At 73.2% G+C, this 15,001-nt stretch carries 14 protein-coding genes; 3 read left to right on the top strand and 11 right to left on the bottom strand.

What is annotated here, in order from left to right; translation table 11 throughout:
• The first annotated feature begins 28 nt into the window (after positions 1–28).
• Together ACZ56L_RS21715 and ACZ56L_RS21710 are read left to right on the top strand one after the other, a co-directional pair.
• Positions 29–2,413, top strand: coding sequence for a ribonucleoside-diphosphate reductase subunit alpha (locus tag ACZ56L_RS21715; RefSeq protein WP_345228506.1), 2,385 nt, complete (start codon positions 29–31; stop codon positions 2,411–2,413).
• Entirely contained in the window at positions 2,413–3,429 is a 1,017-nt protein-coding gene (locus tag ACZ56L_RS21710; protein ID WP_401756092.1) for a ribonucleotide-diphosphate reductase subunit beta, read from the top strand. The genes ACZ56L_RS21715 and ACZ56L_RS21710 overlap by 1 nt, the downstream gene beginning before the upstream one ends.
• 161 nt (positions 3,430–3,590) lie before the next feature.
• On the opposite strand, the gene ACZ56L_RS21705 is transcribed toward ACZ56L_RS21710, so the two are convergent.
• From ACZ56L_RS21705 to ACZ56L_RS21685, 5 genes are all read right to left on the bottom strand, one after another.
• Positions 3,591–4,910, bottom strand: coding sequence for a sensor histidine kinase (locus ACZ56L_RS21705; RefSeq protein WP_471065668.1), 1,320 nt, complete (start codon positions 4,908–4,910; stop codon positions 3,591–3,593).
• A complete protein-coding gene (locus ACZ56L_RS21700) occupies positions 4,907–6,244 on the bottom strand; it encodes an FtsX-like permease family protein (protein WP_471065666.1) in 1,338 nt (445 codons plus the stop codon). The genes ACZ56L_RS21705 and ACZ56L_RS21700 overlap by 4 nt, the downstream gene beginning before the upstream one ends.
• A complete protein-coding gene (locus ACZ56L_RS21695) occupies positions 6,238–7,032 on the bottom strand; it encodes an ABC transporter ATP-binding protein (RefSeq protein ID WP_401756101.1) in 795 nt (264 codons plus the stop codon). The genes ACZ56L_RS21700 and ACZ56L_RS21695 overlap by 7 nt, the downstream gene beginning before the upstream one ends.
• Positions 7,033–7,105: 73 nt before the next feature.
• Positions 7,106–7,789: a response regulator transcription factor gene (locus tag ACZ56L_RS21690; protein ID WP_471065664.1), complete on the bottom strand. Its 684-nt coding sequence runs from the start codon at positions 7,787–7,789 to the stop codon at positions 7,106–7,108.
• Between the two features lie 40 nt (positions 7,790–7,829).
• Positions 7,830–8,009: a hypothetical protein gene (locus ACZ56L_RS21685; RefSeq protein WP_345228511.1), complete on the bottom strand. Its 180-nt coding sequence runs from the start codon at positions 8,007–8,009 to the stop codon at positions 7,830–7,832.
• An 81-nt stretch (positions 8,010–8,090) separates the two neighbouring features.
• Here ACZ56L_RS21685 and ACZ56L_RS21680 point away from each other — a divergent pair, with 81 nt between their 5' ends.
• Positions 8,091–9,059: a helix-turn-helix domain-containing protein gene (locus tag ACZ56L_RS21680; RefSeq protein WP_345228512.1), complete on the top strand. Its 969-nt coding sequence runs from the start codon at positions 8,091–8,093 to the stop codon at positions 9,057–9,059.
• Positions 9,060–9,212: 153 nt separating this feature from the next.
• Here the strand turns inward: ACZ56L_RS21680 and def are convergent, their stop codons facing one another.
• The 6 genes from def to ACZ56L_RS21650 all read right to left on the bottom strand — a co-directional run bounded on the left by def (position 9,213) and on the right by ACZ56L_RS21650 (position 14,862).
• On the bottom strand, positions 9,213–9,845 hold the full coding sequence (def, locus tag ACZ56L_RS21675; RefSeq protein WP_471065662.1) for a peptide deformylase: 633 nt from the start codon (positions 9,843–9,845) through the stop codon (positions 9,213–9,215).
• Between the two features lie 79 nt (positions 9,846–9,924).
• Positions 9,925–10,908, bottom strand: a complete 984-nt coding sequence (locus tag ACZ56L_RS21670) for a tetratricopeptide repeat protein (RefSeq protein WP_345228514.1) — start codon at positions 10,906–10,908, stop codon at positions 9,925–9,927.
• 104 nt (positions 10,909–11,012) lie between these two features.
• Positions 11,013–12,254 carry an HD domain-containing protein gene (locus ACZ56L_RS21665; RefSeq protein WP_380837197.1) on the bottom strand — a complete coding sequence of 414 codons (1,242 nt, stop codon included), beginning with the start codon at positions 12,252–12,254 and terminating at the stop codon, positions 11,013–11,015.
• A complete protein-coding gene (locus ACZ56L_RS21660) occupies positions 12,251–13,684 on the bottom strand; it encodes an HD-GYP domain-containing protein (protein WP_471065659.1) in 1,434 nt (477 codons plus the stop codon). Before ACZ56L_RS21660 ends, ACZ56L_RS21665 begins: the two co-directional genes overlap by 4 nt.
• A 171-nt stretch (positions 13,685–13,855) precedes the next feature.
• A complete protein-coding gene (rsrA, locus tag ACZ56L_RS21655; protein ID WP_345228516.1) occupies positions 13,856–14,197 on the bottom strand; it encodes a mycothiol system anti-sigma-R factor in 342 nt (113 codons plus the stop codon).
• Positions 14,194–14,862, bottom strand: a complete 669-nt coding sequence (locus tag ACZ56L_RS21650; RefSeq protein ID WP_189821317.1) for a sigma-70 family RNA polymerase sigma factor — start codon at positions 14,860–14,862, stop codon at positions 14,194–14,196. The genes rsrA and ACZ56L_RS21650 overlap by 4 nt, the downstream gene beginning before the upstream one ends.
• Positions 14,863–15,001 lie beyond the last annotated feature (139 nt).

Raw genomic sequence — 15,001 nt, 5'->3', positions numbered from 1 at the left:
CCCGCGCCGAGCGAGGGAGAGCCCCCACGTGACCATCGCGCCAGTCGACCCGGCCACCGCCGAGCAGAGTCAGGACAGTCAGGACGCCCCCGGCACCGCGCTGCTGCGCACCCTGACCGACCTGACCGCCGACCTCACCGACACCGACCCCGGCCGGGTCGCCGCCGCCGCCCTGCGGGGGCGCAACGCGCGCTCGGACGCCGCCGAGCTCCGGGAGCTGGCCACCGAGGCCGCCGCAGGGCTCATCTCCGAGGACCCCGCCTACTCGCGCCTCGCCGCGCGCCTGCTCGCCCGTACGATCCGGGACGAGGCCGCCTCCCAGGGGGTGGGCTGCTTCTCCGGGTCCGTCGCCGTCGGCCACCGCGAAGGGCTCATCGCGGACCGCACGGCCGAGTTCGTCGCCAAGCACGCGGCGGCGCTGGACGAGCTGATCGACCTCGAGGGCGACGACCGCTTCGAGTACTTCGGCCTGCGCACGGTCTACAGCCGCTACCTGCTGCGCCACCCCATCACCCGTCAGGTGATCGAGACCCCGCAGCACTTCATGCTGCGCGTGGCCTCCGGCCTGGCGGCGGACGACAGCGAGCGGGCTCTCGCCGAGGTCGCCTCGCTGTACCGGCTGATGAGCCGCCTGGACTACCTGCCGTCCTCGCCGACGCTCTTCAACTCCGGCACCCGCCACCCGCAGATGTCGTCCTGCTACCTCCTCGACTCCCCGATGGACGAGCTGGACTCGATCTACGACCGCTACCACCAGGTCGCGCGCCTGTCCAAGCACGCCGGCGGCATCGGTCTGTCGTACTCGCGCATCCGCGCCCGCGGCTCCCTGATCCGCGGCACCAACGGCCACTCCAACGGCATCGTCCCGTTCCTGAAGACGCTCGACGCCTCCGTCGCGGCCGTCAACCAGGGCGGCCGCCGCAAGGGCGCGGCCGCCGTCTACCTGGAGACCTGGCACGCGGACATCGAGGAGTTCCTGGAGCTCCGCGACAACACCGGCGAGGACGCCCGCCGCACCCACAACCTCAACCTCGCCCACTGGATCCCGGACGAGTTCATGCGCCGCGTGGACCAGGACGGCCAGTGGTCGCTGTTCTCCCCCGCCGACGTCCCCGAGCTGGTGGACCTGTGGGGCGACGACTTCGACGCCGCCTACCGCAGGGCGGAGGCGCAGGGCCTGGCCAAGAAGTCCCTGCCGGCCCGCGAGCTGTACGGTCGCATGATGCGCACCCTCGCGCAGACCGGCAACGGCTGGATGACCTTCAAGGACGCCTCCAACCGCACCGCCAACCAGACGGCGGAGCCGGGCCACACGGTCCACTCCTCCAACCTGTGCACCGAGATCCTCGAAGTCACCGATGACGGCGAGACGGCCGTCTGCAACCTCGGCTCGGTCAACATGGGCGCCTTCGTCCTGGACAGCGGCGAGATCGACTGGGACCGCCTGGACCGGACGGTCCACACCGCCGTCACCTTCCTGGACCGCGTGGTGGACATCAACTTCTACCCGACCGAGCAGGCCGGCAACTCCAACTCCCGTTGGCGGCCGGTCGGCCTGGGCGCGATGGGCCTCCAGGACGTCTTCTTCAAGCTGAAGCTCCCCTTCGACTCCCCGGAGGCGGCGGCGCTCTCCACCCGCATCGCCGAGCGGATCATGCTCGCCGCGTACGAGGCGTCCTGCGACCTCGCCGAGCGCAGCGGACCCCTCCCCGCCTGGGAGAAGACCCGCACCGCGCGCGGCGTCCTGCACCCCGACCACTACGGCGTCGAGGTCACCTGGCCGGAGCGCTGGGAGGCGCTGCGCGCCCGCGTCGCGAAGACCGGCATGCGCAACTCGCTCCTGCTGGCCATCGCCCCGACGGCCACCATCGCCTCCATCGCGGGCGTCTACGAGTGCATCGAGCCGCAGGTCTCCAACCTCTTCAAGCGCGAGACCCTCTCCGGCGAGTTCCTCCAGGTCAACTCGTACCTGGTGCGCGACCTCAAGGAGCTCGGCGTCTGGGACGCCCAGACCCGTGAGGCGCTGCGCGACGCGTCGGGCTCGGTCCAGGGCTTCAACTGGATCCCCCAGGAGGTCCGCGACCTCTACCGCACCGCCTGGGAGATCCCGCAGCGCGGCCTGATCGACATGGCCGCCGCCCGCACCCCGTACCTCGACCAGTCCCAGTCGCTCAACCTCTTCCTGGAGACGCCCACCATCGGCAAGCTCAGCTCGATGTACGCGTACGCCTGGAAGAAGGGCCTGAAGACGACGTACTACCTGCGCTCGCGCCCCGCCACCCGGATCGCCCGCGCCGCCGGCTCGCAGACCGCTGCCGCCGCCCCCGTCCCCCTCCCCGTGCAGCAGACGACCGACGCCGAGGCGCTCGCCTGCTCCCTGGAAAACCCCGAGTCCTGCGAGGCCTGCCAGTAATGAGCACCAACAGCGAAAAGAACCTGCTCGACCCCGGCTTCGAGCTGACGCTGCGCCCGATGCGCTACCCGGACTTCTACGAGCGCTACCGGGACGCGATCAAGAACACCTGGACCGTCGAGGAGGTCGACCTCCACTCGGACGTCGCGGACCTCGCGAAGCTGACGCCGGGCGAGCAGCACATGATCGGCCGCCTGGTCGCGTTCTTCGCCACGGGCGACTCGATCGTCTCCAACAACCTCGTGCTGACCCTGTACAAGCACATCAACTCCCCCGAGGCGCGGCTGTACCTCTCCCGCCAGCTCTTCGAGGAGGCCGTGCACGTCCAGTTCTACTTGACGCTCCTGGACACCTACCTCCCCGACCCGGACGACCGCGCCGCGGCCTTCGACGCGGTCGAGGAGATCCCCTCCATCCGCGAGAAGGCGCAGTTCTGCTTCAAGTGGATGGACTCGGTCGAGAAGATCGACCGCCTGGAGACGAAGGCCGACCGCCGCCGCTTCCTGCTCAACCTGATCTGCTTCGCGGCGTGCATCGAGGGCCTGTTCTTCTATGGCGCCTTCGCGTACGTCTACTGGTTCCGCTCGCGGGGCCTGCTGCACGGCCTCGCGACCGGGACGAACTGGGTCTTCCGGGACGAGACCATGCACATGAACTTCGCGTTCGAGGTCGTGGACACCGTCCGCAAGGAGGAGCCGGACCTCTTCGACGACGAGCTGGAGCAGCAGGTCACCGACATGCTGAAGGAAGCGGTCGCCGCGGAGCTCCAGTTCGGCCGCGACCTGTGCGGCGAGGGACTGCCGGGCATGAACACGGAGTCCATGCGCGAGTACCTGGAGTGCGTCGCCGACCAGCGCCTGGAGCGCCTCGGCTTCCCGAAGGTGTACGGGTCGTCCAACCCGTTCTCCTTCATGGAGCTCCAGGGCGTCCAGGAGCTGACGAACTTCTTCGAGCGCCGGGTCTCCGCGTACCAGGTGGCCGTCGAGGGCACGGTCGGCTTCGACGACGACTTCTAGCCGAGGGCCGCACCCCGGGGCGGGGGGACGCGGGACCGCGCCGTGACGGCACAGGGCTGTCGCGTGTCCGCATCCCCCCTGCTCCGGGGCGTCCTCACCGTGCCGCTCCCCCACTGGCCGAGGTGAAGCCGTCAGAGGCGGAGCTGCCAGAGCTGAAGCCGTCAGAGGTGGAGCGGCATCTCCAGCACGACGGAGGTCGTGCCGGAGGCCGGGCTGTCGACGCCGAGCGTGCCGTCCACCGCCGCCAGCCGCTCCCGCAGCCCCGACAGCCCGCTGCCCCTGCCGAGCCCGGCGCCTCCGACGCCGTCGTCGTGGACGGTGATCCGCAGCTTCATCCCCTTGGGCTTCCTGATCCTGGGCTTCTTCCCCCAGGGCTTCTTCCCCCTGCGCTCCTCGCCCACGACGCGGACGTCCACCGACGCCCGGGTCGCTCCGCTGTGCTTGGCGACGTTGGTGAGCAGCTCCGCCACGCAGAAGTACGCGACGCGCTCGACGGCCGGGTCCGGCTGCTGCTCCACGTCCACCCGCAGGGACACCGGCACCCCGGCCCGGCCCGTCAACTGCGGCAGGGCGTCCAGCAGTCCGCGGTCGAGCGCGGCGGGACTGATCCCGTCGATGAGGCGGCGCAGTTCGGCGATCGCGTCGTCGGTCTGGGCGCGGGCCCGGGCGACGAGCGTGCGGGGCCGCTCCCAGGGCGCGTCGCCGGTCGCCCCCCGTACGTCGTCGGACAGCGCGTCGGCGGTCAGGGACAGCGTCATCGCGAGCGCGACGAGCTGCGCCTGGGTGCCGTCGTGCAGATCGCGTTCGACCTGGCGCAGGCCGCGGTCGCTCTCGGCCAGGGCCGCGCCGCGCGCCCGTTCCAGGGTCCGCACCCGCAGTTGGGAGGCGCTGGGGCCGAGCAGGGCGCGAGCCAGCGAACGGTGCAGCCGCGCCCACGTGCGGAACACCACAGGGGCGAGCACCAGCACGGCCAGCGCGAACAGGACCGCGGCGGCCACGACCCACCACTCCTGGCCGCCGGCCGCCGCCCACACCGCCGACCAGACGCCGAACAGCGGCAGCCCGAGCGCCACCACGAGGCCGAGCAGGTCGAGCGGCAGTCTGAGCAGCAGATAGAGCAGGCCGCGCCACGCGGTGACGTCCGACAGACTGCCGCGCACCCAGGCGATCGTGCCGTCGGCCGCGGGCGGGGGCGCGGGGCTCTCGATCACCTCGTCGAGCAGCACCCGGACCAGCCGCAGGTGGACCCGGACCAGGTGGCGCGCGCCCCGCAGCCCGAGCGCCAGCAGCGGCAGCCCGACCAGGGTGAGCGCCAGCAGGCCGCCGACGTACAGGACCAGCAGAACGTAGGCGGCGCCCAGGAGCGAGAGCGGCAGAGCGGCGGCGAGGTATCCGGCGGCCCGGAGCGCCGGGCGGCGCGGGGCGCCGGGCGCGTCGGCCGGAGTTCCGCCGTCCGCGTCGCGGAGGTGATGTTCCGTCACTGTGCCGCCGCCTCGGAGGTGTTCAGCCGCGAGGTGGCCCGCGCCCCGGTGACCAGCACGGTCAGCACGGTCAGCGCCACCGCCCCGAGCACCACGGGGCCGAATGACCCGAGCGGCACCACCGGCAGCGCGCTGCCCGTGGCGGCCAGCGCGAACGCGCAGCTCATGGGTGCCGCGACCAGCAGCCCGAGCAGCACCCCCGCCCCCGCGGTCAGCACCGCCTCACTGCCGAGCATCCGCATGAGCTGCCGCCGCGTCGCCCCGGTCAGGGCGAGCAGGGCGTACTCGCGCCGCCTCGCGGCGGTCAGCGAGACGAGCGTGTTCACCGTGGCCACCGCGCCGAAACCGGCCAGCATGGCGAGTTCCACCCCGCGCAGCCAGACGTCGCTCTCGGCCTGTGCTCCCGGCGGCGCGACCTGCTGAAGGGTGCCGGTGACGGCGGCGAAGGTGGTGGAGAGCCCGACCAGCAGCGCGATCGGAATCAGCGCGGACGACAGCCGGTGGGCGTTCCCCCGGAGGTTCTGCGCGGCGAGCGCGCCCCCGCCGTCACCCCGGTGCCCGGCGCCCGCCAGCCGGAACGGCAGACCGAGCAGCGCCACGGCGGGCCGCGCCAGCGCGGGGCCGAGCAGCCCGGCCACGATCATGCAGAGCAGCGAGCCCAGCAGCGCCGACTGCGCCGCCTTCTCCACCGGTTGGCGGGCCGTGAGCAGCAGGAGGGGCACGGTCCCCCCGAGGGCGAGCACCCCGGCGAGCCCGCGCAGCAGGCCCAGCCGGTCCGCCCCGGCCGTCCGCGCCATCGCCGCGGCGGGCCGGTCGACGACCGTCCGACGGGCGGCGATCTTCGACGCACCGGCCCCGACGAGCAGCGTCACCGCCGTCCCGGCCAGCGGGGGCCACGGCGACCACGGCACGACCGCGTCCACCGGAGCGAGGTCCCGGGCGGCCAGCTCCGCCAGGAACCACCGCGCACCCCAGCCGCCGAGCAGCCACCCGGGTGGCGAGACGAGCAGGGTCAGCAGCAGCACCTCGTACCGGACCAGCCGCTTGACCTGCACCGGCGTCGCTCCGCTGGTCCGCAGCAGCACCATCTCCCGGGCCTGCTGCCGTACCGAGAACGACAGGGTGTTGGCCACCACGAACAACGCCATCAGCATCGCGATCTCGCCGAACGCCCCGCCGATCATCGCCAGCCGTTCGTCACCGCCTCCGTCGGCCGCCGTCAGGACGAGCGAGCCGAACAGGGTGATCACGGCGACCGTCAGCAGCAACGCCACGGCCGGCCCCGCGAAGGAGGCGGGCCCGGCCCGCAGCCCCCCGAGCGCGAACCTCAGCACGCCGGGCCTCCCAACTGCCGCGCGATCCGGGCGGCGGACGGCCGCACCAGGTCCTCGACCAGCACCCCGTCGGAGAGGAACAGCACCCGGTCGGCGAAACTCGCCGCCACGGGGTCGTGCGTCACCATCACACACGTACGCCCCTGCTCCTCGACGCCCGTGCGCAGCAGCCCCAGCACCTGCAGGCCGGTCGCCCGGTCCAGGGCGCCGGTCGGCTCGTCCGCGAACAGGACCCGCGGCCGGGCGTACAGGGCGCGGGCCACCGCCACCCGCTGCTGCTGGCCGCCGGAGAGCCGCCCCGGCCGCTCCTTGCCCCGCCCGGCGAGCCCCACCTGCGCGAGTGCCCCGGCCACCGCCGCCCGGTCGATCCGCTCGCCCGCGAGCCGGGCGGGCAGCGCCACGTTCTGCTCGACCGTCATGGCGGGCAGCAGGTTGTACGCCTGGAAGACGAAGCCCGCGTCGGCCCGGCGCAGTCGCGCCAGCCGCCGCTCGGACAGTCCGGTGATCTCCGTGGACCCCCAGTGGACCGTTCCGGACGTCTGCCGGTCCATCCCCGCCACGCACTGCAGCAGGGTGGACTTGCCCGATCCGGAGGGGCCCATCACCGCGGTGAAGCTGCCCTCCGCGAAGACGACGTCGACGCCGCGCAGGGCGTGGACGGCGTCGCGGCCACGGCCGTACGAGCGGCGCAGGTTCTCGGCACGGAGCCGCAGCCCCGGACGCGGACTCGGCTCCGGCGGGCCCGGTGCGTGCGGGGGACGGTCGGGGACTTCGGTACGGATCGGCATGGGTCAATTCTTGGCTGCGCGGCCCGCGCGGACCACGGGGGTACCGCCCGTCCCGGGGGTTCGGATATCCGCCCTACCCCCGGGGCCCGACCTCCTGCAAGTACGTCACCACGGCCTTCACCCTGCGGTTGTCCGCGTCGGTCGCCGGCAGGTCGAACTTGGTGAACACGGAGGCCACGTGCTTCTCCACCGCCCGCTCCGAGATGACGAGCAGCCCGGCGATGGACCGGTTCGAGTGCCCCTGGGCCATCAGGTCCACCACCTCCCGCTCCCGGGGGGTCAGCCGGTCGAGCGGCCGGGTCCCGTTGTTCAGCAGCCGGCTGACGATCACCGGGTCGAGCACCACCCCGCCGGCCGCGACCCGGCGCAGCGCGTCGACGAAGTCGGCGGTGGCGGAGACGCGCTCCTTCAGCAGGTAGCCGACGCCCGCCGGGTCGCCCGCCAGCAGCCGGGCCGCCCAGGAGGTGTCGGCGTGCTGGGAGAAGACCAGGACGCCCAGCCCCGGGTGCTCGGAGCGCAGTCGCACGGCGGCGCGCATCCCCTCGTCGGTGTGGGTGGGGGGCATCCGGATGTCGACCACGGCCACCTCGGGAAGGTGGTCGGCCACCGCGGACAGCAGCCCGTCCGCGTCGCCCGCGGTGGCGACCACCTCGCAGCCGCGCGCGGTCAGCAGCTCCACCATGCCTTCCCGGAGGATGACCGAGTCCTCGGCGATGACCACCCGCACTGTCCGCTCCCGCCCTCGCCCGCCGTCCACCGTGCCCTCATTCAACCAGCAGGCCGACGGCCCCGGCGTTTCAGGCGGCACGCCCGAACCCGGTGCGGGCGTGCCGCTTCACCTCCTCGGCGGCGCGGGCCTCCGCCGCCCGGCGGAGCTGACGGTCGACGGTGAGGTCCCGGGCGTGCCCGATGAGCGAGGGAAGTGCGAGGAGGACGGCGACGAACGCCACGGCCAGGAGGTCCAGGAATGTGTTCATGCCTCAACTCTGCTGCTGCGAGGCCGCTTTGATGAGTGGCAGGACTGTCACCATTCATCGAATTACTGCCACACTGAGGACATGCTGAACAACGTGGCCGTCGCCCTCGTCGACGGCGTCAACCCCTTCGAACTCGGCGTGGTCTGCGAGGTCTTCGGCATCGACCGCAGCGACCAGGGCCTGCCCGTCTACGACTTCGCCGTCTGCGCCGTACGCCGGAGCGAACTGGCCACCCGGTCCGGCTCGTTCACCATCAACGTCGCCCACGGACTCGACCGGCTGGAGGAGGCGGACCTGATCTGCGTCCCCGCCGACCAGCACTGCGCGTCCCGCACCTACCCGGAGGAGCTGCTGGCCGCGCTGCGCCGGGGCGTCGAACGCGGGGCGCGGGTGCTGAGCGTGTGCACGGGCGCGTTCGTCCTGGGCGCGGCGGGACTCCTCGACGGCCGCCGCTGCACCACGCACTGGCGGCACGTGGACGAGCTGGCCCGGCGCCACCCGCTGGCCCGGCTGGAGCCGGACGTGCTGTACGTCGACGAGGGCAGCGTGATCACCTCGGCGGGCACGGCCTCGGGCATCGACGCCTGCCTGCACCTGGTGCGGCAGGAGAACGGGCCCGAGGTGGCCAACACCATCGCCCGGCGGATGGTCGTGCCGCCGCACCGGGACGGCGGGCAGGCCCAGTACATCGAGCGCCCGCTCACCCACGGGCCCTGCGACACCGTGGGCGAGGTGCTGGTCTGGATGGAGCGCAACCTCGAACGGGAGGTCACCGTGGAGGAGCTGGCGGCGAGGGCCCACATGTCGCCGCGTACGTTCGCCCGGCGCTTCCAGCAGGAGACGGGGACGACTCCGTACCGCTGGCTGCTGCGGCAACGGGTGCTGCTGGCGCAGGAGTTGCTGGAGGCGACGGACGAGACGATCGACGTGGTCGCCGGCCGTACGGGCTTCGGCACGGCGGCCGGGCTGCGGCACCACTTCCTGCGGACGCTGGGGACGACCCCGCACGCGTACCGCCGGACCTTCCGGGGCCCGGCGCGGGCCGCGTGAAGGGACCCGCGCGCCGGGGCCCCGCGGTGCGCCGCAGCGCCGACCTCGTCCAGGAGGTCCTGCCCGGTCTGCGGCCCCGGCCGTGAACGGGGCACAACGGCCGGTGCCCGGCCGCTCCTTCGAGGGGCCGGGCACCGGGAGGACGACCGGGCACTAGTCGTTGGGGACCGTCTCGTAGCGCGGGGTGCCCTCTTCCATCTGCTTGAGGGCGGCCTTGCGCTCGCGCTTGGAGAGGCGGTCGATGTAGAGGCGGCCGTAGAGGTGGTCCGTCTCGTGCTGGAGGCAGCGGGCGAAGTAGCCGGTGCCCTCGACGGCGATCGGCTTGCCCTGGGCGTCCTGGCCGCGGACGACCGCGTAGTCGGGGCGGGCCAGCTCGGCGTAGGCGGTGGGGACGGAGAGGCAGCCCTCGTTGGAGTCGTCCAGGACCCGGCGGTCGGCGGGCAGCTCGTCCAGGACCGGGTTGACCACGACTCCGGTGTGGCGCACGCCGTCGTCGTCGGGGCAGTCGTACACGAAGACCTTGAGGTCGACGCCGATCTGGTTGGCGGCCAGGCCCACGCCCTCGGCGGCCTTCTGGCTGGCGAACATGTCGTCGATGAGGGAGGCCAGCTCGTCGCCGAACTCGGTGACGTCCCGGCACTCGCGGTGCAGCACCGGGTTGCCGACGACCGTGATGGGCCGGGCGGTGCCGCGCTCGCGGTGTGCCAGCTCGCGCGCCTCGCAGTCCTCCGTGTCCACCACGAACTCCGTACCGACCTGCTCGTCGACCTGCTGCTGTTGCGCCATGTCCGCCGTACGCCTTCCTCAAAACTCAGGTGGGGTTGTTGCCCGTACAGCGTACGCGGCCGACTCGGCGCCCGAGGTCTCAGCAGACCTCTTCGAGGTCCCGCCACTCGCGGCTGTCCGGGCTGTCGGCGACCCACCCGTCGAGCAGCCCGCGCACCAGTTGCGGCGGCGCGGCCAGGCCGCACTCGCGTTCGGGGACCCAGAGGTCGCCGTTGGTGCGGTGGCCGAGCGGGCCGGGGTGGCCGGGTTCGGAGTGGTCGTGCGGGTCGAGGTGCTGTTCGCCGTCGCCCTCGTCGGAGGGCATCCGGGACTCCGAGCAGGAGCGGCACAGCAGGCGTACCGACGAGGACCAGTCCTCGGCGGCGAATCCGGCGTCCGCGGCCAGCCGCTCCAGGGCGTCCCGGTCGGCCTCGGTGGCGGCCTCCAGGAGGACCACCCAGGTGGGGACCGGGGAGGGGGCCCACAGCTCGATCTCGTCGAAGACCGGGAAGGAGGGCCCGGCGGCCGTCACCCGCTCGCCGTGCGGCACCCCGTCGTGCAGGACGACCTCGCCCCAGCGCCGCCCCGAGGAGGGAAGCGGAATGGACAGCACCTCGATGCGGGCGGGGTCCAGCCTGCGCCCCCACACCACTTCGGCCTCGCCCTCGGGCGAGAGCCGGACGGCCGCGCTGCCCAGCTCCATGCCGACCGGTTCGCCGCTCTCGGTGGGGGCGCCGGGCACCTTGAGCCCGTACGCCTGCCAGGCGCGGCGGGCGAGCGGCCAGTCCTGGAGGGCGGTGGCGGCGATGCCGACGTTCCACCAGTCCGGAGCGCCCTCCTCGCGGTCGAGCAGGGCGACGGCCCGCAGGCCGGCGGCCCGCGCCTGGTCCCAGTCGTGCCGGAACTTGTGCAGCAGCGCCAGATTGAACCAGGACTCCGAGAGCCAGGGTTCGAGATCCGCCGCACGCGTCAGCAGCGCTCCCGCGTCCTCGTACCGACCGTCGCCGATCAGCGTGAACGCGCGGTCGGTGGCCTGCCGCCACGAGGCGGAGGGCCGATGCCGTACCTTCCCGAAGATCCTCACGATTCCCGCCTGCCGGTTGGCTCCCTCCCCTGCGCGTCTCCGCTGTCAGGGGCTCTCTTCGCATCCAACCATGCCCGGTCGGAGGCCCGCTCATTACCCACTGGTTACCCCGGTGGGGACAGGGCGACTCCGAGCGCGCGATCCTCCCGTCGCAGGACGCGGGCCAGGGATTCCACGACCTCGCTCTGGTATTCGCGCCCGGTGTCCAGCCGCAGGCGTTCCAGCGCGCTCAGCGGGCCGCCCAGCCCTCCTCCGCATTCCCCCGAGAGGTCGTCGTACGCGTTGACAGTACGGACGATTCTGGCGGCGAGGGGCTGCTCGCGGTACGGATCGGCCTGCCGCTCCACGACCGCGGCGACCTCCGCCGGAACTCCGGTCCGCCGCACGACCGCGCCCCCGAGCAGGGCGATGCGGCGCTGCTCGTCGGCGGGGAGCGAGGCGGTGGCCCCGGCGGGCACCGGGTCGACGAGGGAGAGCTGGCCGATGTCGTGCATGAGGGCCGCGTACTCCAGCACGGTCACCTCGTTCCCCGAGAGCCCCAGCTCGCGGCCGACGGCCGCCGCCAGCGCGGCCACCCGGTGGGCGTGCCCCGGCCGGGTGTACCCGGCGATCTCGGTGGCGCGGGCGAGCGAGGCGATGGTCTGCCGGTAGGTGTCCCTGACCTCCCCGTACCGCCGGAAGGACAACTGGGTGAGCAGCAGCGGCACGCAGAACACGGGCAGCGCCCACAGCCCCACCACGCCCACCGCCAGCGCCATCACCACGCCGGTCGCGCACACGGCCGAGCCGATGCCGCGCAGGGCGCGCAGCTCGTCCCGCAGGAGCGGCCCGTACGGATGCCCGGTCCTGGCCCTGGTCAGTGCGGCGCCGAGCACGGCCTCGCAGAGCCCGGTGAGCGCGAGCAGCACCGCCAGGAGGAGCGCGTACAGCGTGCCGTGCCCGATGAGGCCGTCGACGACGCCGGAGTTGTAGGCGGGCTGGAAGAGGACCGCCGCGAACCCTCCGACCAGCACGCGCCGGGCGCAGCGGTCGGCGTCCGGGCGGCCCCGGCGGGCCAGCACGCCGAGGGCCGCCCCGGCGGTGCTGACGACGACGACCTGGGAGACCCCGTGGGCGGTGGTCTCGCCGCCGCAGTGCCCGAGCAGGGCGTACGCGAGGGTGCCGGCGGCGCCGAGCGGCGCGGCCTCGCCGCCCCGGTGGGCGAGTTCGCCCAGGCAGACGAGCAGGCCGAAGGCGAGGGCGGCGGCGGGCTCGTCGAGGCCGTCCCGGACGAGGAGGACGAGGGCGAGAAGGACCCAGAGGAGGGCGGCCGCGCGCACGGCGAGGACGACCGGAGGCTGCTTCACCCCTTCCCCCCGGACACGTCCAGGCCCTCCGGCAGGTGGGGGGCGGCCCCGGCCGGTTCCGCCGAGGAACGTGGCCGGGCGGGGGCGGGCAGGGGCAGCGGCCGGGGTCCGGCGGCTCCGCGGGAGGGGTCCGCGTCCTCGGTCCGGGGCGGCTCGGCAGCCGTTTCGCCGGCGGTCACCTCGGGGTTCCAGCCCTCCCGGTCCAGCGCGGCGACCAGGGCGTTCACCATGCGGGCGTCGAACTGCGTGCCCGCACACCGCTCCAGCTCCGCCAGGGCCTCGGGCACCGGGCGGGCCCGCCGGTAGGAGCGGGTCGAGGTCATCGCGTCGAAGGCGTCCGCGACGGCCACCACCCGTGCGAACTCCGGGATGCGCTCGCCGGAGAGGCCGTACGGGTAGCCGCTGCCGTCCATCCGTTCGTGGTGGTGCAGGATCGCCGCGCGGGCCTCGCCCAGGAAGCCGATGCCGCGCACCATCTCGTGCCCGTACTCCGGGTGCAGTTCGATGACCCGGCGTTCCTCCGGGGTCAGCGGCCCGTCCTTGCGCAGGATGCGGGTGGGCACGCCGAGCTTGCCGACGTCGTGCAGGATTCCGGCGAAGCGCAGGACCTCCCGGCGTTCCTCGTCCATGCCGAGTTCGGCGGCCATCATGGCGGAGGCGCGGCCGACCCGTTCGCTGTGGCCGCGGGTGTAGCGGTCCTTGATGTCCACCGCCTGGACGAGCGCCCGGATGGTGGACCGGTGGGCGTCGCGCTCGCGCTGGTACTGCGTGAAGACCCAGCAGGACAGGTACATCGGCAGCAGCACGAAGAGGGCGGCGACCGGACCGTACGGGCTGCGCCACAGGACGGCCATCATCAGCCCGGCGAGGCCGTGCACGCAGTGCGGGGCCAGCGAGCGCGGGAAGAGGCCGCGCCAGGCAGTCCGTACCGGCATCCTCTCCGCGGTGACCAGGATCCCGCCGTCCAGCGCCGTCAGGACGGCGCAGAAACCGAGGACCGCCACCCCGGCGGGCACCAGCGCCCCCGGGAAGCCGCCCGCCCCCTCGCCCCACCAGGTGCGCAGGAACGACGCCGTCCACACGGCGACGGACAGCTCCGCCGCCCGCCACACCCGCCGCACCCCGCTGGGCCTGCGCCACACCCGCCCCAGCAGCGCCCCGGGCAGCACGGCCAGCGCGGCGGCGGACGGCGGCAGCAGGAAGACGGCTGCCAGCGGTACGGGGAAGAAGGCGCCCGGATCGACGGAGACGGAGTGCCCGACGAACGTGCAGCGGGGCAGCAGCTCGCAGACCGCGTAGAGGACGGCGAGCAGGGCGACGGCGTCCCAGGGGGCCCGCGCCAGGCCGCTCGCGCCGGACAGGACGCACCCTCCCGCGAGCAGCACGGCGCAGGAGAGGTAGACCCGCGCACCCGCCGGCAAGGCTCGCACCCGCTCCCCCGCAACCTGTTCAGCTCCGCTGCCGAAATCGTGCGCCAGGCTAGCGAGCCGGGGGGCCGGAAAAGCGCGAAGGCCGCCGGTTCCCCCCAACGGGTGACGGGGAGGGCCGGCGGCCGGCGGTGGCGTCGTTCCGCCCCGGGCCGGCGGCCCGCGGCGGTTCTGCTACTTCTTGGCCTCGGAGGCGACGTCCGCCGGAACCTCGGACGGCATCAGGTCCGGCGCCGCCACGTCCTGCTCGGGCACGGCCTGGCCGGCACGAATCAGGTCGATCCGGCCGAGCACCTTGGACCGCAGGTCGGCGGGGACGTCGTCGGAGCCGCAGCAGCGCTTGACGAGCTTCTTCACGGCCTGCTCCAGGCCGTACTTCTCCAGGCACGGCGAGCACTCCTCGAAGTGCTCCTCGAACTTGGTGCACTCGCCGTCCGGCATCTCTTTGTCGAGGAACTCATAGAGATGGTCGAGCACCTCTGAGCAGTCCGTCTCGTGCGGATCTCCGCAGCTCATGAGCCCGAGCCTTTCCCGTCGTTCGACTCTCCGGAGGCGGAGGAGGCGCCCGCGGGCACCAGTCCGCGCTCGCGTGCGTAGTCCTCCAGCATGCCGCGCAGCTGGCGGCGGCCCCGGTGCAGCCGGGACATGACCGTACCGATGGGTGTCCCCATGATGTCCGCGATTTCCTTGTAGGCAAACCCCTCGACATCCGCGAGATACACCGCGATGCGGAACTCCTCCGGGATCGCCTGGAGGGCGGACTTGACGTCCGAGTCGGGCAGGTGGTCCAGCGCCTGCGACTCGGCGGAGCGCAGTCCGGTCGACATGTGCGACTCGGCGCGGGCCAGCTGCCAGTCCTCGATCTCCTCGGAGGCGCTGCGCAGGGGTTCGCGCTGCTTCTTCCGGTAGGAGTTGATGAACGTGTTCGTGAGGATCCGGTAGAGCCAGGCCTTGAGGTTCGTGCCCTCGCGGAACTGGTGGAAGGAGCCGTAGGCCTTCGCGTAGGTCTCCTGGACCAGGTCCTCGGCGTCGGCGGGGTTGCGCGTCATGCGCAGCGCCGCCGAGTACATCTGGTCGAGGAAGCCCAGCGCGTCCCGCTCGAAGCGCGCGTTGCGCTCGGCGGTGGTCTCCTCCGCGTGGCCGGCATCGGTCCCTGCGTCGGTCCCTGTGACCGGACCCACCTCCTTCAGCGCCGTGGCGGACCCGAACGCGGACCCGCTCGACTCGGAGGATAGACGACTACCCTGCTTGCCCGCCGCCCGAGCGGCCGTGGCCGCCGCCCCGGAGATCACCGTCCACTCCAGGTCGGAGGCCTGCGGG

It is taken from the genome of Streptomyces sp. NPDC039736 (genome assembly GCF_055596485.1).
The sequence above is the reverse complement of the archived record's forward strand: the minus strand, read 5'-3'. Positions and strand labels throughout refer to the sequence as shown.

Coding starts and splice junctions, on each gene's coding strand:
- ACZ56L_RS21710 (WP_401756092.1), top strand. CDS start 2,413: ATGAGCACCAACAGCGAAAAGAACCTGCTCGACCCCGGCTTCGAGCTG.
- ACZ56L_RS21695 (WP_401756101.1), bottom strand. CDS start 7,032: ATGCCGATCCGTACCGAAGTCCCCGACCGTCCCCCGCACGCACCGGGC.
- ACZ56L_RS21685 (WP_345228511.1), bottom strand. CDS start 8,009: ATGAACACATTCCTGGACCTCCTGGCCGTGGCGTTCGTCGCCGTCCTC.
- ACZ56L_RS21680 (WP_345228512.1), top strand. CDS start 8,091: ATGCTGAACAACGTGGCCGTCGCCCTCGTCGACGGCGTCAACCCCTTC.
- def (WP_471065662.1), bottom strand. CDS start 9,845: ATGGCGCAACAGCAGCAGGTCGACGAGCAGGTCGGTACGGAGTTCGTG.
- rsrA (WP_345228516.1), bottom strand. CDS start 14,197: ATGAGCTGCGGAGATCCGCACGAGACGGACTGCTCAGAGGTGCTCGAC.